Here is a 20,202-nt window from a genome sequence, read left to right as displayed (position 1 = left end):
GCCCCCTGTGGGAGCTGGCTTGCCTGCGATGGCATCGCCTCGGTGCAACTGACACACCGAGGTGCCTGCATCGCAGGCAAGCCAGCTCCCACAGGGGTTAGGCGATGATCTTGCGGACGATTAGCAGCAGCAGGAAATGCAGCGGATAAAGGGTATAAGCCCAGCGCCGCATGGCCGGTGGCGAGACGTATTTGGCATGTCGCAACAAGAACAAACCCGCCAATGGCGCAATCAGGCATGCGGCCAGCCCCAACGTCGCCACCAGCGTGTCGCTATTGAGCAAAACCTGCCATTGATTGGCGGCCACACACACCAACCCCGGCAATAAGCTGAAATACCACGGACGACTGAACACCAACAGCATCGCCAACGGCAGTAATACGCCGAAAAAACCGAACATCAACTGCGAGGAAAACACCGCGGCTATCGCGACGGCAATCAACGCCAATCCTCGATCAAAAAGCGCCTTCTGCTGCCATCCTCGCGCAACCAGCAGGCCCAGCGCCAAGGTCGGCAATACGTTCAACGTATCGGCATCCTCGATAAACATCCGATACGGCACCTCACTGATCACGCTGAACAGCAGCAGCCACCCCAGGTAACGCCAACTGACCGAAGCGTTTTTAACCCGGTGCAGGTTCGCCGCAATCGCCAGGCAAAACCACGGGAACGCCAGGCGCCCCGGTACATGCAAGCCATCCAGGCTCAACCCGACATACCGCAGGTGATCAAGCACCATGCACAGCAGCGCCAGCCATTTGAGCAAGTCCAAAGCGCCGTCTCGGACAGGTCCGACAGGCAAGGTGTCAGTAGCGTGCATAATTCCCCAACGACTTTGCATTTACAGTGCGTGCGCACCCCCGACAATCTTGGTTACAGTGCGCACCAACATCGACCACAGGAATGGGCCATGACCGACAAGAGCCAACAATTCGCCAGCGACAACTATTCCGGCATCTGCCCGGAAGCCTGGGCCGCCATGGAACAAGCCAACCAGGGCCATCAACGTGCCTACGGCGATGATGAATGGACCCACCGCGCCGCCGACGGTTTCCGCAACCTGTTTGAAACCGACTGCGAAGTGTTCTTCGCCTTCAACGGCACCGCCGCCAACTCCCTGGCGTTGTCCTCGCTGTGCCAGAGCTACCATAGCGTGATTTGCTCGGAAACGGCCCACGTCGAAACCGACGAATGCGGCGCGCCGGAGTTTTTCTCCAACGGCTCCAAGCTGCTCACCGCCCGCACTGAAAACGGCAAGCTGACCCCGGAGTCGATCCGCGAGATCGCCCTCAAGCGCCAGGACATCCACTACCCCAAACCCCGCGTGGTCACCCTGACCCAGGCCACGGAAGTGGGCAGCGTGTACACCCCGGACGAAATCCGCGCCATCAGCGCCACCTGCAAAGAGCTGGGCCTGAACCTGCACATGGATGGCGCGCGCTTCTCCAACGCCTGCGCGTTCCTCGGCTGCTCACCCGCCGACCTGACCTGGAAAGCCGGCGTCGACGTGCTGTGCTTTGGCGGCACCAAGAACGGTATGGCAGTGGGTGAGGCGATCCTGTTCTTCAACCACAAACTGGCCGAAGACTTCGACTACCGCTGCAAACAGGCGGGCCAATTGGCGTCGAAAATGCGCTTCCTGTCCGCGCCATGGGTGGGCCTGCTGGAAAACGACGCCTGGCTCAAACACGCACGCCACGCCAACCATTGCGCGCAATTGCTGAGCAGCCTGGTGGCGGACATTCCTGGTGTGGATCTGATGTTCCCGGTGCAGGCCAACGGTGTGTTCCTACAGCTCTCAGAACCGGCCATCGCCGCGTTGACGGCCAAGGGCTGGCGCTTCTACACCTTCATCGGCAAAGGCGGCGCGCGTTTCATGTGTGCGTGGGATACCGAGGAAGAGCGTGTAAGAGAATTAGCGGCGGATATTCGCGAAGTGATGGGCGCCTGATACTGGCGTAATGCCGAGTCTGTTATTTGATATTTCTGACAGCAGCACACTGCATTTTCATTGACTAGCCTCTTGGAACCCGCAAGGAAAAGGCCGCTGCAGCGGCCACCTTTCGGGCCCAACTGCCTGCCGAATCATCGGCCGGAAACGGAAATCCAGCAGAGAGCTAAACCATGGAATATCTAAGCAACGGCACTACCCTGCAAAGCGACGACGGCGTCAGCACCACAGTCATCGACTGGGATGAGTTCAGGACATCCGCCAAAGTCGGCGACACCATCCGCGAGCCATCCAGGACGCTGCGGATCTACGATAAAGTCTATGAATTGACAGCATCAGGCCAGAACTTCGTCGTACACATCTACGCCCAGTAACCCTTCCCACACTGATGACCGTTCCCACGCTCTGCGTGGGAATGCATCCCAGGACGCTCCGCGTCCCATTCAAGGAAGAATGCATGGGCAGAAGCCGCTACATCATCACCGAACCTGAAAAACCGCACTTCCTGACATGTACCGTCATGGAGTGGCTACCGTTGTTCACCCGAGACTACCTCGTTGCCCATCTCTTGAATTGCTGGCGCTACCAGCAACGCCATAAAGACTTAAACCTTTACGGCTACGTCATCCTCGAAAACCACCTGCATTTCGTTGCCCAGGCACCTGACCTGAACAAGTGCCTGCGCCAATTCAAATCTTTCACCGCCCGCTCCATCATTGATGACCTGCAAAACAAGGGCGCCGAACGCGTTCTGCAACGCCTGCGCTTCAGCAAACGCGCACACAAGACGGATCGGGTTTATCAACTTTGGCAAGAAGGCTCACATGCCGAGATGGTGTACAGCGAGGCTGTGATGCGACAGAAGCTCGAATACATCCACCACAATCCGGTTAAACGCGGTTACGTGGATTTGGCAGAACACTGGCGGTATTCCAGTGCGCGTAACTATGCGGGAGTGGAGGGGCTGATCGATATCCAGCGCTGGTATTAATGAGGTGGGACGCGGAGCGTCCCAGGAGGCATTCCCACGCGGAGCGTGGGTACGATCAGGGACGATCAGGGGTAACCCGGAGCGCAATGATCGTCCCCACGCTCCGCGTGGGGATGCAGCCCGTGACGCTCTGCGTCACGCGCGACGCGGAGCGTCCCAGGAGGCGTTCCCACGCGGAGCGTGGGAACGATCATGCGCTCGCTGTTAGAACTCGATGCGTACGTCGCCTTTCGGCACGCTGCAGCACGACAGGATGTAACCCTCGGCTTCGTCTTCCTCGGTGATCCCGCCGTTGTGCTCCATCTCGACTTCACCACCCAGCTTCATCACCTTGCACGTCCCGCAGATGCCCATGCCGCAGGCTTTCGGGATCAACAGGCCAAGCTTGGCGGCCGCGGCATGCACGGTTTCCCCAGGGGCGACGCGAATGCTTTTGCCCGACGCGATGAACTCCACCTGGTGCAGATCCGCCAGATCGACTTCCGGCGCATCCGCCGCTTGTTCAGCTTGTTCCACCGCATCGGCACGGGCTTCCGGTGGCGTCGCGCCGAAGGATTCCTCGTGATACCGCGCCATGTCGAAACCGGCGACTTCCAGCAAGCGCTTCACCGCGTTCATGTACGGCGTCGGCCCGCAGCAGAACACTTCGCGTTCGAGGAAGTCCGGCACCATCAGCTCCAGCATCTTGTGGTTCAGGTAACCGCGATAACCCGCCCAAGGCTCACCCAAGCCGTGCTTCTCACAGATCAGGTGCAAGCTGAAGTTGTCGATCCGCGACGCCATGTGCTCCAGTTCGCGATGGTAGATGATGTCCTTGGGCGAGCGGGCGCTGTGGATAAACGTCATGTCGACGTTGGCGTTGGTATCGTAGAACCAGCGCGCCATGGACATCACCGGGGTGATCCCGACGCCGCCGCTGAGGTACAGCACTTTCGGGCTCGGGAAGTCGATGGCGTTGAACAACCCCACCGGCCCGTGCACCGCCAGTTCCTGGCCCTCATGCAGCGTGTCGTGCAACCAGTTGGAGACTTTGCCGCCCGGTACACGCTTGATGGTTACCGAGAAGCTATACGGCACCGACGGCGAGCTGGAAATAGTGTACGAACGCATGATCGGCTGGCCTTCGATTTCAAGCTCCAAGGTGACGAACTGCCCAGGCTTGAAAAAGAACAGGATCGGTTGATCAGCCATAAAACAAAAGGTGCGCACGTCCCAGGTTTCCTGGATGACTTTGACGCAACGGACAATGTGCCGACCATTGGCCCAGGTCTGGGTGGTTACCGGATTCAGGAAATTGTTAGACATGTTGTTCTCCACCGCCGACGTCGGCCTTATGGTGGCGATTCTGCGTAACGCCGAATGCGCCCATTTACCTATCTGCGACATTCACATACTTATCGCGACCAGGCCCCAACGACCTAGGGTTAAGCGTCGGGATCAGATTGGGCCATGTCGCCCATGGATAAGGTTCGACGCATCGGCGGCCCCACACTCGCTCCCAACAACGACGCTTTCTTTACGCCTTGCACTGCAACAACCGTAGCCACTATTCGCCGGCCACACAGAATGGCCATGAGGACACACACGATGGACGTCACCGCAACCTTAAGCTTGGGCGATCCGCTGGAACCCGCACGCAAGGCCACCGCGCAAATGCTGCAAGAGCGCGAGCGTACCTTTTCGCTGCCACAGCCGTTTTACTCTGATGAGCGGCTGTTCGATATCGACATGCAGGAGATCTTCCAGAAAGAGTGGTTGATCGCCGGCATGACCTGCGAGATCCCCGCCAAGGGCAACTACCTGACCCTGCAAGTGGGCAAGAACCCGATCATCGTGATCCGTGGCGCCGAAGGCGTGGTGCATGCGTTTCACAACGTGTGCCGCCACCGCGGTTCGCGTCTGTGCACCAGCGACAAGGGCAAGGTCGCCAAGCTGGTTTGCCACTACCACCAGTGGACCTACGAACTGGACGGCCGCCTGCTGTTCGCCGGCACCGAGATGGGTGCCGACTTCGACATGAAGCAATACGGCTTGAAACCGGTGAACGTGAAGACCGCCGGCGGCTACATCTTCATCAGCCTGGCCGAGAACCCGCCGGCCATCGATGACTTCCTGTCGACGCTGAACCATTACATGGAACCGTATGACATGGAGAACACCAAGGTGGCGATCCAGACCACCTTGTTCGAAAAAGCCAACTGGAAGCTGGTGCTGGAAAACAACCGCGAGTGCTACCACTGCAACGCGTCGCACCCCGAGCTGCTGAAAACCCTGCTGGAATGGGACGACGTCACCGACCCGCGTGCCGACCAGGCGTTCAAGGACCACGTCGCCGCCTCCGCTGCGGCCTGGGACGCCGAGAAAATCCCTTACGCTCACGCCAGCTTCGGCCTGCGTAACCGCATCGTGCGTATGCCCCTGCTCAAGGGCACTGTATCGATGACCCTGGACGGCAAGCAGGGTTGCCAAAAATTGATGGGCCGCATCAAGAACCCCGACCTGGGCTCTATGCGCATCCTGCACCTGCCCCATTCGTGGAACCACTGCATGGGCGACCACATCATCGTGTTCACCGTGTGGCCGATCAGCGCCCAGGAAACCATGGTTACCACCAAGTGGATCGTGCACAAGGACGCCGTCGAAGGCGTGGACTACGACGTGGAACGCATGCGCCAGGTGTGGGATGCCACCAACGACCAGGACCGTCGCCTGGCCGAAGAAAACCAGCGCGGCATCAACTCCACGGCCTACCAACCTGGCCCGTACTCCAAGACGTATGAGTTCGGCGTGGTGAACTTTGTGGATTGGTACAGCGAGCGCATGCTCAGCAACCTGGGTGCGGCGCCAGCGCCATACCTCAAGGGTGTTGCCGTACACGAATAAAAATGTGGGAGCGGGCTTGTGTGGGAGCGGGCTTGCTCGCGAAAGCGGTGGATCAGTTAAAAATGCATTGACTGACACACTGCCTTCGCGAGCAAGCCCGCTCCCACATTCCCCCTCTCAGTGTTCAAGATTTGAGCAACACCCTTGCAGCCCCCTCCCGCCCTGCCCTCCAGCCTTTACCCAACAACTTATCCACAAAGACACCCACAGCAATTGTGGGCAACTGTGCTCGCCTCCCACAATTAACTGAAGAAAATCCGTGACTTATTCAACTAGCCGGTTTTAAGCAGGCACTGGTCAATTTTTAACCATAACCCTGAAAGCAGCTTAAACCGTGGCCTCTAGCGGTACGCAAACACCTTATCCACAGAACGGCCAACAGACTTTGGGTGTAACTTTGCCTGCGCTGTGGAAAACCACGCCAAAGCTTCATAAACCAAGGCTTTCAGAGCTTTCATTCGCATTTACAGACAAATTGATCACTTTTTAGCCATATCAGCGAAAGCCTTTATCCATAAGGCCTGTAGACGATAGCGAACATCTTATCCACAGAAGCGCCAACAGACTTTGGGGGCAACTCCAGATCGCTCGACGGCCTTATCCACACGAAAACTTCCCTAAAAACCGTCACTTAGCCTGGTCATTTTTCGTACAAGCCCCTGTAACCGTTGATTCACGTGGCCTGTGGACAGCCACAAACACCTTATCCACAGCCACGCACACAGCGATTGTGGGTAACCGCAGCAACGGCGAGTAACAACGAAACCCAGGTGGTCTCAGGGCTGATCCGCACGGCCGAAGTTGATGAAGGCTCCGGCGCCGCCTTGGGAGCCATTACTGGAGCTGGTGCCCAAGCCAGCACCAGCACCGCAACCCCAGACACAATGAAGATCAACTGTGGGAGCTGGCTTGCCTGCGATGCAGACACCTGGGTCTATCAGCCAGACCGAGGCGATGCTATCGCAGGCAAGCCAGCTCCCACACAAGCCAGCTCCCACAGGGTTTTGTGGTGTTTTGGGGTTAGCGGACCACGCCCTCTTCCACCAACAACTTGAGAATCGCCTGCGCGCCTTCTTCCGCGCTCACGCCCTTGAGCACTTGCCCGCCACCACCGCTGGCCTTGGCCGTCGCCGCCTTCATCCGGTCCGCACCGCTCTTGGCCTTGATCACCTTCAAGCGCTTGGGCCTAGGCTTGGCTGGTTGCAGCACCGCATCGACGAACAAACCATCCTCTTCAACCTCGACCTCATGGGCCGCCAACTCACCCCGCTGCGCCGGCCCGTAGGCACTTTGCCGAGGCTTCGGCGCGGCGTTGTCCACCGTCGCGAGGAACGGCAAGCGCACCTTCAACCGCCGCCGCTGCCCCCGTGGCAAGGCTTGCAGCACATGCGCCACGCCGCCGTCGATGGACTCCACCTGCGCCAGCCCGACAATCAACGGCCAACCCAATTGCTCGGCGAGCAAAAACGGCAACATGCCCGAGCCTTCGCCGGTTTCCGCCTGGCTGCCGGCGAGCACCACGTGGGCACCGGCATCGCGCAGATAGTCGCTGAGCACCGGTAAAGCATCGCTGCCGGCCGGTTGTTCCAGCACATGCAATTGCGGCAGGCCCATGCCCAGGTAACTGCGCAGGGTCGGCTCGTTGATGTTGCCAGCGTGCAGCACCTGCAACTTATCCCCAGCCATCTGCAAACCCAGCTCGACCGCGCGCGCGTCTTGCTCGGCGCGGCGCGGGCGCCCGGAAGTCGGGTGGGCGCCGATGGACACCAGGCTGATTACGTTCGTATTCATAGCCATTTCCTTAAGCCGCATCGCGCTTGGCGCCGTTGCGGTAGGTCTCGACCGCCACGATCAAGGCTTGCAGAATCGCGGCGCTGTCGCCGATCACCGACAGGTCGGCACGCTTGATCATGTCGCAGCTTGGGTCGAGGTTGATCGCCACCACCTTGTCGCAGGCACCAATGCCTTGCAGGTGCTGGATCGCCCCGGAAATACCCACCGCCACATACACCCGTGCGGTGACCCAGATGCCGCTGGCGCCAACCTGGCGGTCGCGGGCCATAAAGCCGTCGTCCACCGCCACCCGTGACGCGCCTTCGGTGGCGCCGAGGGCGGCGGCGGTCTGGTGGAACAGTGCCCAGTCCTTCACGCCGTTGCCGCCGGAGAAAATGAATTCTGCTTCCGCCATTGGAATCGCCGCCGGGTCCACCGCCACCGCGCCGAGGTCTTCGATGCGCGGCAGGCTGCGCGCCAGGGGTGTGGATAACTCTACAGGCAACTCTTCGTGGCGGGTTTCGCTGACCGGTTCCGCGCACTCCACGGCAGCGAGGATCAGGCGCGGCAATGGCCGGGCCAAGTCTTCCTGGCCCGCACCGGCGCGGCCGATGCACTCGTCACCCTTGATCTGCCATACGCGCGTGGCCGGGCGTTCCTTGAGGCTGGCAGCAAAGCGCCGGCCCAATTCGCCGCCACCGCTGCGGCTGTCCGGCAGCAACCAGTGGCGTGGATTGAACTGGTTATCCACAGCCCGCAAACCTTGCACCCGTTGTTCCGGTGCATAACCGTCGAACTCGTGGCCCTCCAGCACCAGGAGCCGATCGACACCGGCCGTGGCAAACGCGCTTTCCTTGTGCTCGCCAAACACCACGGCCAGCACCGCGCCGTCGCTGCCCGCGAGTTGCCGGGCGAGGCCGAGCAAGTCGCGGTCGTGGCTGCTCAGGCGGCCGCCGACCATGTCCGGCACCACGTTGATGTAGAACGCCGGCGTGGCAATCTGATGCAGCGGCAACTGCACTTCCACCGCCGCCGTGCGCTTGGCCGCGCCGCCCTGCTGGGCGCCGCTGCGGTCGATGCGCTTGATGCCGTTGGGGCCGATAAAACCGACACCATGTACGTTCTTGCGGATGACGCCGTTGGGCCCCATCCAGCTGTGTTGCACCGGTTGCATCGCCGCATGCAGCGGGTGCAGACGGTTGCGGGCGATCCACTCAGCGCGTGGGTCGCGGCGGATAATGTCGCTCATCAGTGCACCTCCGCAGGTTCACGCTTTATGGGGGCTTTGGCGGGTGCAGCGTCCTCCAGCAACGCATCGGCCACCAGTTCCGCGATGTCCTTGATCAGTGGACGCGGTTCGACCACGCCCTCAAGCATCGCTGTGCACTGTGGACAACCTACGGCCACCAGTTCGGCACCGGTTTCGCGGATGTCTTCCATGCGCATATCGGGAATGCGTTGCTTGCCAGGGATGTCGGTGATCGGCGCCCCGCCACCACCGCCGCAGCAGCGTGAACGGAAGCCCGAGCGTTGCATCTCCTTGACCTCGATCCCCAGCGCGCGCAGCACTTGGCGCGGCGCCTCGTACTCGCCGTTGTAGCGGCCCAGGTAGCACGGGTCGTGATAGGTCACGCTATTGCCCTTGTGCTGCCCCAGGTTCAGCGCGCCCTCGCCGATCAGCTCGGCCATGAAGGTGCTGTGGTGCTGCACAACGTAGTTGCCGTTGAAGGCGCCGTACTCGTTTTTCAGCACATGGAAACTGTGCGGGTCGCAGGTGACGATGCGCTTGAAACTGTACTTGGCCAGGGTCTGGATATTGCGCGAAGCCAGCAACTGGAAGGTCGCTTCATCGCCCAGGCGGCGGGCCACATCGCCGCTGTCGCGCTCTTCCAGGCCGAGCACGGCGAAGTCGACATTCGCCGCCTTGAGCACTTTGACGAAGGCGCGCAGGGTGCGTTGGTTGCGCATGTCGAAGGCACCGTCGCCGACCCAGAACAGCACCTCGCAGCTGCCTTTTTCGCTGAGCAACGGCAGGTTCAGGTCCGCCGCCCAGTTCAACCGGCCGCCCGGAGCGAAGCCGCCGGGGTTGTCGGTGGCGATGAGGTTTTCGAGGACTTCGGCGCCCTTGTTCGGCGTCGCGCCTTTTTCCAGGGTGAGGTGGCGGCGCATGTCGACGATGGCGTCCACGTGCTCGATCATCATCGGGCACTCTTCCACGCAGGCACGGCAGGTGGTGCAGGACCACAGGGTCTCGGCGTCCACCAAACCATTGACGATCGGCTGATGCGGGTTGCCGCTGTGTTCACCGATCGCTTTGCCTGGGTAAGGGCTGCCAGCGAACTTGGCATCGGTGCCACCGGCCAGGCCGACGACCATGTCCTGGATCAGCTTTTTCGGGTTCAGCGGCTGGCCGGCAGCAAAGGCCGGGCACGCGGCTTCGCACTTGCCGCACTGCACGCAGGCGTCGAAACCCAGCAGTTGGTTCCAGGTGAAATCCTTGGGTTTTTCCACGCCCAGGGGCGCGCTCTTGTCGCTCAGATCCAGCGGCTTCAAACCGGTGGAACGCCCGCCGCCAAAACGCTCGGCGCGGCGGTGCCAGGCCAGATGCAGGGCACCGGCGAAGGCGTGTTTCATCGGGCCGCCCCAGGTCATGCCGAAGAACATCTCGCTCACGCCCCACAACACACCCACGCCGAGCAACGCCGCGAGCAGCCAGCCGCCGAAGTCCGCCGGCAGGATCCCGGCCACCGGCAAGGTCACCAGGAAGAAGCTCACCGAGAACGCCATCAGGCTTTTCGGCAGGCGCATCCACGGGCCTTTCGACAGGCGCGCCGGCGGGTTGCGCCGACGCAGGTAGACGAAGGTCGCACCGACAAACATCAGCACCGAGGCCAGCAGCAAGGCGTAGCCGAGGATACGGCTTTGCAGGCCGAAGCCGTGGACCAGGATGGCGAGCAATGCCGACAGCACAAAGCCCAGCGCCGTGGCGACGTGGGTGTTGGCGATGTATTTGTCGCGGGCGACCACGTGGTGCAGGTCGACCATATAGCGTTTGGGCATGGCCAGCAGGCCGCCCAGCAGGTCGACTTTGGACGCACGGCCACGGCGCCACATGTTTACCCGGCGCAGGGCGCCGAGGACGGCAAGGCCCAGGGCGGCAAACAATAAAATGGGAAGCAGGGTGTTCAACATGGTGAAGCTCCCAAAGACCACACAGGTCTACTGTGAAACTGGCCCCAAATGTGGGAGCGGGCTTGCTCGCGAATGCGGTGTGTCAGCCACCAGATGCATCGACTGACACACCGTCTTCGCGAGCAAGCCCGCTCCCACATTTTCAGACCGAGTCCACTTTGGTTCGGTGTCGGCTCAGAAATCCTTGCAAAGGCGCAGGGCGTCATAGATCGCAGCGTGGGTGTTGCGCTGCGCCACGCAGTCGCCGATGCGGAACAGCAAGTAACCGTCACCCGCCTCGCTCAGGCACGGCTGCGGCTTGATCGCGAACAGCGCCTCGACGTCCATCTGGCCCTTGTTGCGCGAGCCTTCCTTGAGGGCGTAGTAGATCGCTTCGTCCGGGCGCACGCCGTTTTCGACGACCACCTGGTCCACCACACGTTCTTCTTTAGCGCCGGTGTATTCGTTCTCCAGCACCGCCACCAGCTTGTCGCCTTCGCGGTAGACCTTTTCCAGCATCATGTCGCCGGTCATGATCACTTCCTTGGGGTACATGCTGCGGTAGTAAGTCGGGAACGACGTACCGCCGATGGCCACGCCGGGCTTGATGTCGTCGGTGACGATCTCCACCTGGCTGCCTTTGTCTGCAAGGAAATCCGCCACCGACATGCCGGTGAATTCGCAGATGGTGTCGTACACCAGCACGTTCTTGCCCGGTGCAACCTTGCCGTCGAGCACGTCCCAGCTGCTGACGATCAGGCCTTCAGCGGCGCCCCAGTGTTCGTTCTGCTCGATGAACGGATGCCCGCCCACGGCCAGCACCACCACGTCCGGACGCAGGTCGAGGATGGTCGCCGCATCGGCGGCCACGCCCAGACGCAGGTCGACATTCAAGCGCGCCAGCTCCAACTGGAACCAACGGGTGATCCCGGCAATCTGGTCACGCTGCGGCGCCTTGGACGCGGTGGTGATTTGCCCACCGATAAATTCTTTCTTCTCGAACAGGGTCACATCATGGCCACGCTCGGCGGCGACGCGTGCGGCTTCCATCCCGGCCGGGCCGGCACCGACCACCACGACCTTGCGTTTGACCCCGGTGGTTTTCTCGATGATGTGCGGCACGCCCATGTATTCACGGGACGTCGCGGCGTTCTGGATGCACAGCACATCCAGGCCCTGGTACTGGCGGTCGATGCAGTAGTTGGCGCCGACGCACTGTTTGATCTGGTCGATCTGGCCCATCTTGATCTTGGCGATCAGGTGCGGGTCGGCCATGTGCGCACGGGTCATGCCGACCATGTCCACGTAGCCGCCTTCCAGAATGCGCGTGGCCTGGTTCGGGTCCTTGATGTTCTGCGCGTGCAGCACCGGGGCCTTGACCACTTCCTTGATCCCGGCGGCCAAGTGCAAGAATGGCTCCGGTGGATAACTCATGTTGGGAATCACGTTGGCCAGGGTGTTGTGGGTGTCACAACCCGACCCCACGACGCCGATGAAATCGAGCATGCCGGTGTCGTCGTAGTACTTGGCGATCTGTTTCATGTCCTCGTGGGACAAGCCGTCCGGGTGGAACTCGTCACCGCACAGGCGGATGCCCACGCAGAAATCCGGGCCAACTTCCTTGCGCACAGCCTTCAGCACTTCCAGGCCGAAACGCATGCGGTTTTCGAAGCTGCCGCCCCATTCGTCGGTACGTTTGTTGACCCGTGGGCTCCAGAACTGGTCGATCATGTGCTGGTGCACCGCCGACAGTTCCACGCCGTCGAGGCCACCGGCTTTCGCGCGGCCAGCAGCGGCGGCGTAGTTGCCGATCACCCGCCAGATTTCTTCCGGCTCGATGGTCTTGCAGGTCGCACGGTGCACCGGTTCACGCACGCCGGACGGCGACATCAGGGTCGGCCAGTTGAAGCCGTCCCAACGCGAGCGACGGCCCATGTGGGTAATCTGGATCATGATCTTGGCGCCATGCTTGTGCATGGCGTCGGCGAGGTTCTGGAAGTGCGGGATGATGCGGTCGGTGGACAAGTTCACCGAGCTCCACCACTCCTGCGGGCTGTCGATGGCCACGACGGAAGAACCGCCACAGATCGCCAGGCCAATGCCGCCCTTGGCTTTCTCTTCGTAATAACGGATGTAGCGCTCGGTGGTCATGCCGCCGTCGGTGGCATACACCTCGGCGTGGGCGGTACTGAGCACGCGGTTGCGGATGGTCAGTTTGCCGATCTGGATCGGCGCAAACATTGCTTCGAAAGCCATGGCACGGTCCTCGGCTTACAACGGCTTGACGGTGAACAGGCCGTCATCGTGGCCCTCTTCGGAGCCTCCGTAGACTTGTTCGGCGACGGTGCGGATCTGGCTGCCGCGCGCTTGCAGAATCTGGTCCATGGCGCCGGCAAACCAGCCGGTGAACATGTAGTCCACTTTGCGCCCGACCTTGCCGTACACGTAGACAAATGCGGAGTGCTCCAGCTTGACGCTGCAGGTGCCTTTGTCGAGGTCGATGTCCTGGATCTTGAACAGGCCCCAGCCGCGTTGCGACAGGCGCTTCATGTAGTGCTCGAATACGGCGACGCCTTCCAGGCCGTGGCATTCGGCTTCTTTTTCACACCAGTGCCAGGCGGATTTGTAGCCGGCTTTGTAGAGGATCTCGGCGTAGGCATCGGCGCCCAGGACTTCTTCAATACCGATGTGGTTGTTGACGAAGAAATGCCGCGGTACATACAGCATTGGCAGGGCGTCGGAAGTCCAGACACCGGTCTCGCTGTCGACTTCGATAGGTAATTGCGGGGCGATCTTGGCCATGGAAACTTAACTCCAGAAAAATTTTTATGTAGGTATTGCGCAGTGTTGCGCTGGCTTATTCGCCCCAGACGTCCTTGAGGACGTTGACCCAGTTCTCGCCCATGATCTTGCGCACCACGCGTTCGCTGTGGCCGCGCTTGAGCAGGGTTTCGGTGAGGTTGGGGAACTCGCCCACGGTGCGGATGCCCAGTGGGTTGATGATCTTGCCGAAGCTGGTCAGGCGGCGGGCGTAGCCCTTGTCATGGGTCAGCATTTCAAAGAAATCCTGGCCATGGCCCTGGGTAAAGTCGGTGCCGATGCCGATGGCGTCTTCGCCGACAATGTTCATGGTGTATTCGATGGCTTCGGCGTAGTCGTCGATGGTCGAATCGATGCCCTTGGCCAGGAACGGCGCGAACATGGTCACGCCGACAAAACCGCCGTGGTCCGCAATAAACTTAAGCTCTTCATCGGACTTGTTGCGCGGGTGTTCTTTGAGCCCGGACGGCAGGCAGTGGGAGTAGCACACCGGTTTTTTCGATTCGAGGATGACTTCTTCGGAGGTTTTGGAGCCGACGTGGGACAGGTCGCACATGATGCCGACGCGGTTCATCTCGGCGACGATCTCACGGCCAAAACCCGACAGGCCGCCATCGCGCTCGTAGCAACCGGTACCCACCAGGTTCTGGGTGTTGTAGCACATCTGCACCACGCCAACGCCGAGCTGCTTGAAGATCTCGACGTAGCCGAGTTGGTCTTCGAAGGCGTGGGCGTTCTGGAAGCCGAAGATGATGCCGGTCTTGCCCAGTTCCTTGGCGCGACGGATGTCGGCGGTGGTTTTCACCGGGATCACCAGGTCGCTGTTTTCACGGATCAGGGTCTGGCTGGCCACGATGTTATTGATGGTGGCCTGGAACCCTTCCCACACCGACACGGTGCAGTTGGCGGCGGTGAGGCCACCTTTGCGCATGTCCTCGAACAGGTCGCGGTTCCACTTGGCAATAATCAGCCCGTCGATAACGATGCTGTCGGCGTGCAATTCGGCTGGGCTCATCAGGCGTCCCCTTATTGGCGATTCATGCGCCGAATCGTCTGCCGGCGCTTTGGGGCCAGCATATGCCCAGGGACAACCCGAGCCGGGTGCAAAAACGACAGGGGAATTGCCGAAAGCGTCAATCCACGACAAAGGCTGCTATGACAGCTCTGACTGGCGGCTGTTCTTTGTCCTACTCTTGGGCCAGAATTCCCGCATCACCTGATATGAGACGGCGCAATGAAATCGATTTTCCTGGCTTTGGCACTCATCGCAACCACCGCCCATGCGGCCGAAGACACCGACAGCACGCCCTGCGACGGCATCGAAAACGACAAGCAAACCCTGGAATGCGCCACCTACAACAAAACCACCGCCGAACAACTGCTCAAGGATAACTACCAGGGCCTGCTGGAACGCATGGCCGCGACCTACGGCAGCGACAAGACCCAGCTGGCGGACATTACCGCTCGTCTGAAGGATGCCCAGCAGAAGTGGGAAAAACTGCGGGATGCCGATTGCGCCGTGGACACCTTCCCAGCGGTGACCGGCACCAAGGCGTATGCGATTGCGGTCAATGATTGCCTGGCGCGGATGAGTGATGAGCGGTCGGAGTTTTTGGAGTCGATTGGGCAGGAATAAGCGACAATCCCCGGCACTTTCTTTCTGAACCAAGGCCACTCATGACTATCTGCGGCATCGAAATCAAAGGCAGCGAAGCCATCATCGCCGTCGCCTCCCTGGACAACCAGGCGCTGACCCACATCGCCCTGGCCACCAAGAAAATCGCCCTCGAAGACGACGATGAAGCGGCCAACGTCAAAGCCTTCGCCGCGCAGGTGAAGGCGTTTGTGCAGGCCAACGGCATCGAGCGTATTGCGATCAAGAAGCGCAGCAAGAAGGGCGAGTTCGCCGGTGGCCCGACCACGTTCAAGATTGAGGGCGTGTTTCAGTTGCTGGAGGGTGTGGAGGTAACGTTGTTGTCGCCGCAGACCATCAATGCGCAGAACAAGAAGCACAACGTTGAACTGCCGGCCAGCCTGAACAAATACCAGCATGAAGCCTACAAAGCCGCCTGCTCGGCCCTGCTGAAGAAATAAGCCACACCAGGTATCAATGTGGGACCTGGCTTGCCTGCGATGATCGTTCCCACGCTCTGCGTGGGAATGCATCCCTGGACGCTCTGCGTCCGCTCTTGAAGGCGTGACGCAGAGGGCACTCCCACGCAGAGCGTGGGAACGATCAAAGCCACACCGAGCTCCCACATTTGTCCTGCGTTGCCTTTTAGATGGATCTCTGGCGCTTGTGCAGCAGCCAGTCACCGAAAGACTTGTCTTCCAGGGCATAGCCTCCCCGACTCGACTTCCAGACCAGCTCCTTGTCGCGCAGCGCATCGATACAGGCCTGAATAGTCTGGGTGCCCGGCACCACGTCACTGCCCATGTCTTCCAGCGCCTTGCTCACCGCCGTGACAGTACTGTCGGTAAACGGTGCGAAGGCTTCGTTGCTTTGCGAACGCTCCACCATCACTTCCAGCACCGCACGCTGAGGGATGGTCAGGGCATTCCAGGCACTTTCGAATTCGGTCCACACGCCAGCACGCAGCGATTCGGCGCGACTGTGCAGCAACTGACCCAGGTTACTCGCCTCACCCAACTCAAGCGCCACTTCACCCAGGATGGTGCGCAACATCTCTGGGCGACGGCCCACCCGCTCAAAGACTTCATCAATGTCAGCTGCGTTGAACTGGTTGGTCTCGGCCAACAGTGCGTTGATATACACCGTGTACGCCTGAGTAAACTCCCTGCCCAGCAGCGGGAAAGGCGTGATGCTGGAACCGAAGAATGGCTGGCTTTTGCCTAAGACCAAATGGGCCAGCTTGTCGCGATTGGAGCCGGTGAACACCAGATACAAGCCGTTGCCTTCCTCGTCGCGGCCTTGGTTGAGCTGATCCCTGGCAGCCTTCAGCGCAAACATCGCGTTGATACCAGACTCGCTGGTGAGTGCGTGCTGCGCTTCATCTATCACCAGCACGACGGTTTTTTCTGCTGCGCTGTGGAGCAGTTCCAACGCCTGGGTCAGCGTTGCGCCGACCGGCAATTGTGGTTTGCTAAAGTCCCAGGACAGGGTACGCAGAAAGCTTAGCTTCTCGATTCCCATGTTCTTCGCCAGCTTGCGAATGCCCTTTTCATAGGGAACCAGCGCTGCGGCAATCGCGCTGGCAATCAACTCTGCGGGGTCTTTTTCTTTATCGGCCCACAGATCGACATACACCGTCATCCAGCCCCGAAGCTGGCATTCCGGGATCAGATCTTCGCGCAAAAAGGTGCTTTTGCCGGTACGACGCGGCGCCGCGAGAAACAGGCCAGACGTGAAATCCTGAATACCAGCCCCCACCAAGCCGTCGGCAATGCTGCTGGCCAGGGTGGGACGGCGGAACACGAAGCCGTTGTTCTTGGACATGTTTTTATACCCAATTATAGGAAGGACTATAAATTATAGTTGCGAGTATAATTGACTATAATTGCTCGTCAAACCACCTCCCGTCGCCGATCCTCCCTCGGACATTTCGCAAACCGCGCCCGGTAACTACGGGTGAAATACGACGGCGATTCAAACCCACACGCAATACTCACCTCCAGCACACTCATGTCGCTCTGGCGTAAGAGCTGCCGGGCTTTTTCCAGGCGCAGGCCGAGGTAGAAGTTGCTCGGAGTATCGTTCAAATGCAGGCGAAACAGGCGCTCCAACTGGCGCCGCGTGACCTTGATCGTTTCGGCCAACGCCAGGGTGGTCAGCGGCGGTTCGGTGTGTTGTTCCATCTCGCCGATCACTTGCACCAGTTTCTTGTTGTTGATGCCGTAGCGCGTGGCGATCTGCATGCGCTGGTGGTCTTTGCGTGGGCGGATGCGGCCGAGTACGAATTGTTCAGAGACCTGGATCGCCAGCTCAGGCCCGTGGGCCTGGGCGATCAGGTCGAGCATCAGGTCGATGGACGCGGTGCCGCCGGCGCAGGTGATGCGGCGGCGGTCGATCTCGAACAGTTCCTGGGTGACGGTGAGGTGCGGGTAGGATTCCTTGAACGCGTCGATGGCTTCCCAGTGCAGGGTCAGACGGTAGCCGTCGAGCAGGCCCGCTTCGGCGAGGACGCAGGCGCCGGTGTCGATGGCGCCGAGGGTCACGCCGTCGTGGTCGAGGCGACGCAGCCAGTGTTCCAGCGCAGGCGTGGCGAACTTCAACGGTTCAAAGCCAGCGACCACGAGTAAGGTCGCGCCCTTTTTCAGCGGCTCCAGCGCCGCATCGGCGTTGACCGACATGCCATTGCTCGCCAATACCGCGCCGCCATCGGCACTCAGCACGTGCCAGCGGTACAGTTCGCCGCGAAAGCGATTGGCCACCCGCAGCGGTTCAAGGGCGGAGATAAAACCGATGGCCGAGAAGCCTGGCATCAGCAGAAAGTAGAAATCCTGGGACATGGTGGCGCTCTCGTCGGGCGGGCAGCGTGGCACTGTGATACTCCCGTTCGCAACGGGTTTCAAGAGGACAGGTCGCTGCAGTGCAAGAGTCGGTCGCCGCCGTGCGTTTTACCGCCCCGCAAGCTGCGTAACGTGGCGTCACGGTGCACAAAGACACCGGCCCCCACAATAACGACCTGCCGAGGGACCCACCATGAACCGACTGTTACTCGCACTCAGCGCCAGCGCCATTTTCAGTACCAACGTCATGGCGGCCGACGCGGCTTCGTGCCAGAACGTGCGCATGGGCGTGGTGAACTGGACCGACGTGATCGCCACCAGCGCCATGACCCAAGTGTTGCTCGACGGCCTCGGCTACAAGACCAAACAGACCAGCGCGTCCCAGCAAATCATCTTCGCCGGTATCCGCGACCAGCGCCTGGACCTGTTCCTGGGCTACTGGAACCCGCTGATGACCCAGACCATCACGCCGTTCGTCGACGCCAAGCAGGTCAAGGTCCTCGACAAACCCAGCCTGGAAGACGCGCGCGCCACCCTCGCCGTGCCGACGTATCTGGCGGACAAGGGCCTGAAAACCTTCGCCGATATCGCCAAGTTCGACAAGGAACTGGGCGGCAAGATCTACGGCATCGAGCCAGGCTCAGGCGCCAATACCCAAATCAAGGCGATGATCGCCAAGAACCAGTTCGGCCTGGGCAAATTCCAATTGGTGGAGTCCAGTGAGGCCGGCATGCTCGCCGCCGTGGACCGCGCGGTGCGGCGCAAGGAAGCCGTGGTGTTCTTCGGCTGGGCGCCGCACCCGATGAACGTCAACGTCGAAATGACCTATCTCAGCGGCAGCGACGACGCCCTGGGCCCGAACGAAGGCATGGCCACCGTGTGGAGCGTCACGTCGCCGACCTACGCCGAGCAGTGCCCCAACGTCCACAAATTGCTGACCAACCTGACCTTCACCGCCGCCGACGAGAGCCGGATGATGCAGCCGTTGCTGGACCACAAGGACGCGATCGAGTCCGCCAAGCAGTGGCTCAAGGATCACCCGCAAGACCAGCAGCGCTGGCTTGAAGGCGTGACCACCTTCGACGGCAAACCGGCTGCGGCCAACCTGCAACTGACCCGTCAGTAACTCACTTTCCATCACCGCCTCGCAGCCAGATACGGCTGCGAACGGCATCACCACGCCTGTAAGGAACCGCCCCATGAACCATGACGTCATCATCACCTGCGCACTCACCGGTGCTGGCGACACGACCAGCCGCAGCCCCCACGTGCCGGTCACTCCCAAGCAAATCGCCGCCGCTGCGGTGGAAGCCGCCAAGGCTGGCGCCACCGTTGTGCACTGCCACGTGCGCGACCCCGAAACCGGCAAGTTCAGCCGCGACGTCGCCCTGTACCGCGAAGTGATGGAGCGCATTCGCGAGGCCGACATCGACATCATCGTCAACCTCACGGCGGGCATGGGCGGCGACTTGGAGATCGGCGCCGGCGAGAACCCGATGGAGTTCGGCCCCAACACTGACCTGGTCGGCCCGCTGACGCGCCTGGCCCATGTCGAAGAGTTGCTACCGGAAATCTGCACCCTGGACTGCGGCACCCTCAACTTCGGCGATGGCGACACCATTTACGTATCCACCCCGGCCCAACTGCGGGCAGGCGCCAAACGTATCCAGGAGCTGGGCGTGAAGGCCGAGCTGGAAATCTTCGACACCGGCCACCTGTGGTTTGCCAAGCAGCTGATCAAGGAAGGCCTGCTCGACAACCCGCTGTTCCAACTGTGCCTGGGCATCCCGTGGGGCGCGCCGGCCGACACCACCACCATGAAAGCCATGGTCGACAACCTGCCCGCCGACGCCGTGTGGGCCGGCTTTGGCATCGGCCGCATGCAAATGCCGATGGCCGCGCAAGCGGTGCTGCTGGGCGGCAACGTGCGGGTCGGTCTGGAAGACAACCTGTGGCTGGACAAAGGCGTTTTGGCGACCAATGGGCAACTGGTGGAACGCGCCAGTGAAATCCTCAGCCGTTTGGGTGCTCGGGTTCTGACCCCAGCCGAAGGCCGCGTGAAGATGGGCCTCACCAAACGCCGCTAACCCCCAAAACACCACAAAACTCTGTGGGAGCGGGCTTTGTGGCGAGGGAGCTTGCT

General features: G+C 60.8%; 18 protein-coding genes. 8 read left to right on the top strand and 10 right to left on the bottom strand.

Going from position 1 to position 20,202, the window contains the following annotated elements; translation table 11 throughout:
• Positions 1 to 97: 97 nt before the first annotated feature.
• Positions 98 to 820, bottom strand: a complete 723-nt coding sequence (locus ACZRMO_RS08055) for a TraX family protein (protein WP_463972477.1) — start codon at positions 818 to 820, stop codon at positions 98 to 100.
• Between the two features lie 90 nt (positions 821 to 910).
• On the opposite strand from ACZRMO_RS08055, the gene ACZRMO_RS08050 reads away from it, so the two are divergent.
• The 3 genes from ACZRMO_RS08050 to ACZRMO_RS08040 all read left to right on the top strand — a co-directional run bounded on the left by ACZRMO_RS08050 (position 911) and on the right by ACZRMO_RS08040 (position 2,942).
• Positions 911 to 1,951: a threonine aldolase family protein gene (locus tag ACZRMO_RS08050; protein WP_463972476.1), complete on the top strand. Its 1,041-nt coding sequence runs from the start codon at positions 911 to 913 to the stop codon at positions 1,949 to 1,951.
• Positions 1,952 to 2,124: 173 nt separating this feature from the next.
• Positions 2,125 to 2,325 (top strand): hypothetical protein, encoded by a 201-nt coding sequence (locus ACZRMO_RS08045; protein ID WP_463972475.1) that lies wholly within the window; start codon positions 2,125 to 2,127, stop codon positions 2,323 to 2,325.
• An 83-nt stretch (positions 2,326 to 2,408) separates the two neighbouring features.
• Positions 2,409 to 2,942 carry an REP-associated tyrosine transposase gene (locus ACZRMO_RS08040; protein ID WP_463972474.1) on the top strand — a complete coding sequence of 178 codons (534 nt, stop codon included), beginning with the start codon at positions 2,409 to 2,411 and terminating at the stop codon, positions 2,940 to 2,942.
• A gap of 204 nt (positions 2,943 to 3,146) precedes the next feature.
• Here the strand turns inward: ACZRMO_RS08040 and gbcB are convergent, their stop codons facing one another.
• Positions 3,147 to 4,247, bottom strand: coding sequence for a glycine-betaine demethylase subunit GbcB (gene gbcB, locus ACZRMO_RS08035; RefSeq protein ID WP_124527192.1), 1,101 nt, complete (start codon positions 4,245 to 4,247; stop codon positions 3,147 to 3,149).
• 282 nt (positions 4,248 to 4,529) lie between these two features.
• On the opposite strand from gbcB, the gene gbcA reads away from it, so the two are divergent.
• A complete protein-coding gene (gene gbcA, locus ACZRMO_RS08030) occupies positions 4,530 to 5,825 on the top strand; it encodes a glycine-betaine demethylase subunit GbcA (protein ID WP_463972473.1) in 1,296 nt (431 codons plus the stop codon).
• Between the two features lie 1,020 nt (positions 5,826 to 6,845).
• On the opposite strand, the gene etfB is transcribed toward gbcA, so the two are convergent.
• The 6 genes from etfB to ACZRMO_RS08000 all read right to left on the bottom strand — a co-directional run bounded on the left by etfB (position 6,846) and on the right by ACZRMO_RS08000 (position 14,604).
• On the bottom strand, positions 6,846 to 7,616 hold the full coding sequence (gene etfB, locus ACZRMO_RS08025; RefSeq protein ID WP_463972472.1) for an electron transfer flavoprotein subunit beta: 771 nt from the start codon (positions 7,614 to 7,616) through the stop codon (positions 6,846 to 6,848).
• Positions 7,617 to 7,626: 10 nt separating this feature from the next.
• Positions 7,627 to 8,847 (bottom strand): electron transfer flavoprotein subunit alpha, encoded by a 1,221-nt coding sequence (etfA, locus tag ACZRMO_RS08020; protein WP_463972471.1) that lies wholly within the window; start codon positions 8,845 to 8,847, stop codon positions 7,627 to 7,629.
• Positions 8,847 to 10,790 carry a dimethylglycine demethylation protein DgcB gene (dgcB, locus tag ACZRMO_RS08015; protein WP_463972470.1) on the bottom strand — a complete coding sequence of 648 codons (1,944 nt, stop codon included), beginning with the start codon at positions 10,788 to 10,790 and terminating at the stop codon, positions 8,847 to 8,849. The genes etfA and dgcB overlap by 1 nt, the downstream gene beginning before the upstream one ends.
• A 174-nt stretch (positions 10,791 to 10,964) precedes the next feature.
• Entirely contained in the window at positions 10,965 to 13,025 is a 2,061-nt protein-coding gene (gene dgcA, locus ACZRMO_RS08010; RefSeq protein ID WP_257783304.1) for a dimethylglycine demethylation protein DgcA, read from the bottom strand.
• A gap of 15 nt (positions 13,026 to 13,040) precedes the next feature.
• Entirely contained in the window at positions 13,041 to 13,571 is a 531-nt protein-coding gene (locus tag ACZRMO_RS08005) for a DUF5943 domain-containing protein (protein WP_033898043.1), read from the bottom strand.
• Between the two features lie 55 nt (positions 13,572 to 13,626).
• Positions 13,627 to 14,604 carry a dipeptidase gene (locus tag ACZRMO_RS08000; RefSeq protein ID WP_207046292.1) on the bottom strand — a complete coding sequence of 326 codons (978 nt, stop codon included), beginning with the start codon at positions 14,602 to 14,604 and terminating at the stop codon, positions 13,627 to 13,629.
• A 219-nt stretch (positions 14,605 to 14,823) separates the two neighbouring features.
• Between ACZRMO_RS08000 and ACZRMO_RS07995 the strand changes: the two genes are divergently transcribed.
• Positions 14,824 to 15,225: a lysozyme inhibitor LprI family protein gene (locus tag ACZRMO_RS07995; RefSeq protein ID WP_463972469.1), complete on the top strand. Its 402-nt coding sequence runs from the start codon at positions 14,824 to 14,826 to the stop codon at positions 15,223 to 15,225.
• Between the two features lie 41 nt (positions 15,226 to 15,266).
• Entirely contained in the window at positions 15,267 to 15,683 is a 417-nt protein-coding gene (locus ACZRMO_RS07990) for a DUF3010 family protein (RefSeq protein WP_463972468.1), read from the top strand.
• Positions 15,684 to 15,867: 184 nt separating this feature from the next.
• On the opposite strand, the gene ACZRMO_RS07985 is transcribed toward ACZRMO_RS07990, so the two are convergent.
• Together ACZRMO_RS07985 and ACZRMO_RS07980 are read right to left on the bottom strand one after the other, a co-directional pair.
• The gene (locus tag ACZRMO_RS07985; RefSeq protein WP_463972467.1) at positions 15,868 to 17,046 is read right to left on the bottom strand and encodes an AAA family ATPase; all 1,179 of its coding nucleotides are present in this window, start codon (positions 17,044 to 17,046) and stop codon (positions 15,868 to 15,870) included.
• A 68-nt stretch (positions 17,047 to 17,114) separates the two neighbouring features.
• The gene (locus ACZRMO_RS07980) at positions 17,115 to 18,059 is read right to left on the bottom strand and encodes a GlxA family transcriptional regulator (RefSeq protein ID WP_463972466.1); all 945 of its coding nucleotides are present in this window, start codon (positions 18,057 to 18,059) and stop codon (positions 17,115 to 17,117) included.
• Between the two features lie 193 nt (positions 18,060 to 18,252).
• Between ACZRMO_RS07980 and ACZRMO_RS07975 the strand changes: the two genes are divergently transcribed.
• Both ACZRMO_RS07975 and cdhC read left to right on the top strand, forming a co-directional pair.
• The gene (locus ACZRMO_RS07975) at positions 18,253 to 19,185 is read left to right on the top strand and encodes a choline ABC transporter substrate-binding protein (RefSeq protein WP_463972465.1); all 933 of its coding nucleotides are present in this window, start codon (positions 18,253 to 18,255) and stop codon (positions 19,183 to 19,185) included.
• A gap of 73 nt (positions 19,186 to 19,258) precedes the next feature.
• Positions 19,259 to 20,146, top strand: coding sequence for a 3-dehydrocarnitine:acetyl-CoA trimethylamine transferase CdhC (cdhC, locus tag ACZRMO_RS07970; RefSeq protein WP_463972464.1), 888 nt, complete (start codon positions 19,259 to 19,261; stop codon positions 20,144 to 20,146).
• The last annotated feature ends 56 nt before the right edge of the window (positions 20,147 to 20,202 follow it).

This window comes from Pseudomonas sp. B611 (genome assembly GCF_055407965.1).
Note: the sequence above shows the minus strand (reverse complement) of the source record. Positions and strands in the feature narration are given on the sequence as shown.

What these genes read in the sequence shown, in the direction of transcription:
- ACZRMO_RS08055 (WP_463972477.1), bottom strand. Translation starts at nt 820, where the DNA reads ATGCACGCTACTGACACCTTGCCTGTCGGACCTGTCCGAGACGGCGCT.
- gbcA (WP_463972473.1), top strand. Translation starts at nt 4,530, where the DNA reads ATGGACGTCACCGCAACCTTAAGCTTGGGCGATCCGCTGGAACCCGCA.
- dgcA (WP_257783304.1), bottom strand. Translation starts at nt 13,025, where the DNA reads ATGGCTTTCGAAGCAATGTTTGCGCCGATCCAGATCGGCAAACTGACC.
- ACZRMO_RS08005 (WP_033898043.1), bottom strand. Translation starts at nt 13,571, where the DNA reads ATGGCCAAGATCGCCCCGCAATTACCTATCGAAGTCGACAGCGAGACC.
- ACZRMO_RS08000 (WP_207046292.1), bottom strand. Translation starts at nt 14,604, where the DNA reads ATGAGCCCAGCCGAATTGCACGCCGACAGCATCGTTATCGACGGGCTG.
- ACZRMO_RS07990 (WP_463972468.1), top strand. Translation starts at nt 15,267, where the DNA reads ATGACTATCTGCGGCATCGAAATCAAAGGCAGCGAAGCCATCATCGCC.
- ACZRMO_RS08050 (WP_463972476.1), top strand. Translation starts at nt 911, where the DNA reads ATGACCGACAAGAGCCAACAATTCGCCAGCGACAACTATTCCGGCATC.
- gbcB (WP_124527192.1), bottom strand. Translation starts at nt 4,247, where the DNA reads ATGTCTAACAATTTCCTGAATCCGGTAACCACCCAGACCTGGGCCAAT.
- ACZRMO_RS07980 (WP_463972466.1), bottom strand. Translation starts at nt 18,059, where the DNA reads ATGTCCCAGGATTTCTACTTTCTGCTGATGCCAGGCTTCTCGGCCATC.
- ACZRMO_RS07995 (WP_463972469.1), top strand. Translation starts at nt 14,824, where the DNA reads ATGAAATCGATTTTCCTGGCTTTGGCACTCATCGCAACCACCGCCCAT.
- cdhC (WP_463972464.1), top strand. Translation starts at nt 19,259, where the DNA reads ATGAACCATGACGTCATCATCACCTGCGCACTCACCGGTGCTGGCGAC.
- etfB (WP_463972472.1), bottom strand. Translation starts at nt 7,616, where the DNA reads ATGAATACGAACGTAATCAGCCTGGTGTCCATCGGCGCCCACCCGACT.
- etfA (WP_463972471.1), bottom strand. Translation starts at nt 8,847, where the DNA reads ATGAGCGACATTATCCGCCGCGACCCACGCGCTGAGTGGATCGCCCGC.
- ACZRMO_RS08045 (WP_463972475.1), top strand. Translation starts at nt 2,125, where the DNA reads ATGGAATATCTAAGCAACGGCACTACCCTGCAAAGCGACGACGGCGTC.
- ACZRMO_RS08040 (WP_463972474.1), top strand. Translation starts at nt 2,409, where the DNA reads ATGGGCAGAAGCCGCTACATCATCACCGAACCTGAAAAACCGCACTTC.
- dgcB (WP_463972470.1), bottom strand. Translation starts at nt 10,790, where the DNA reads ATGTTGAACACCCTGCTTCCCATTTTATTGTTTGCCGCCCTGGGCCTT.
- ACZRMO_RS07975 (WP_463972465.1), top strand. Translation starts at nt 18,253, where the DNA reads ATGAACCGACTGTTACTCGCACTCAGCGCCAGCGCCATTTTCAGTACC.
- ACZRMO_RS07985 (WP_463972467.1), bottom strand. Translation starts at nt 17,046, where the DNA reads ATGTCCAAGAACAACGGCTTCGTGTTCCGCCGTCCCACCCTGGCCAGC.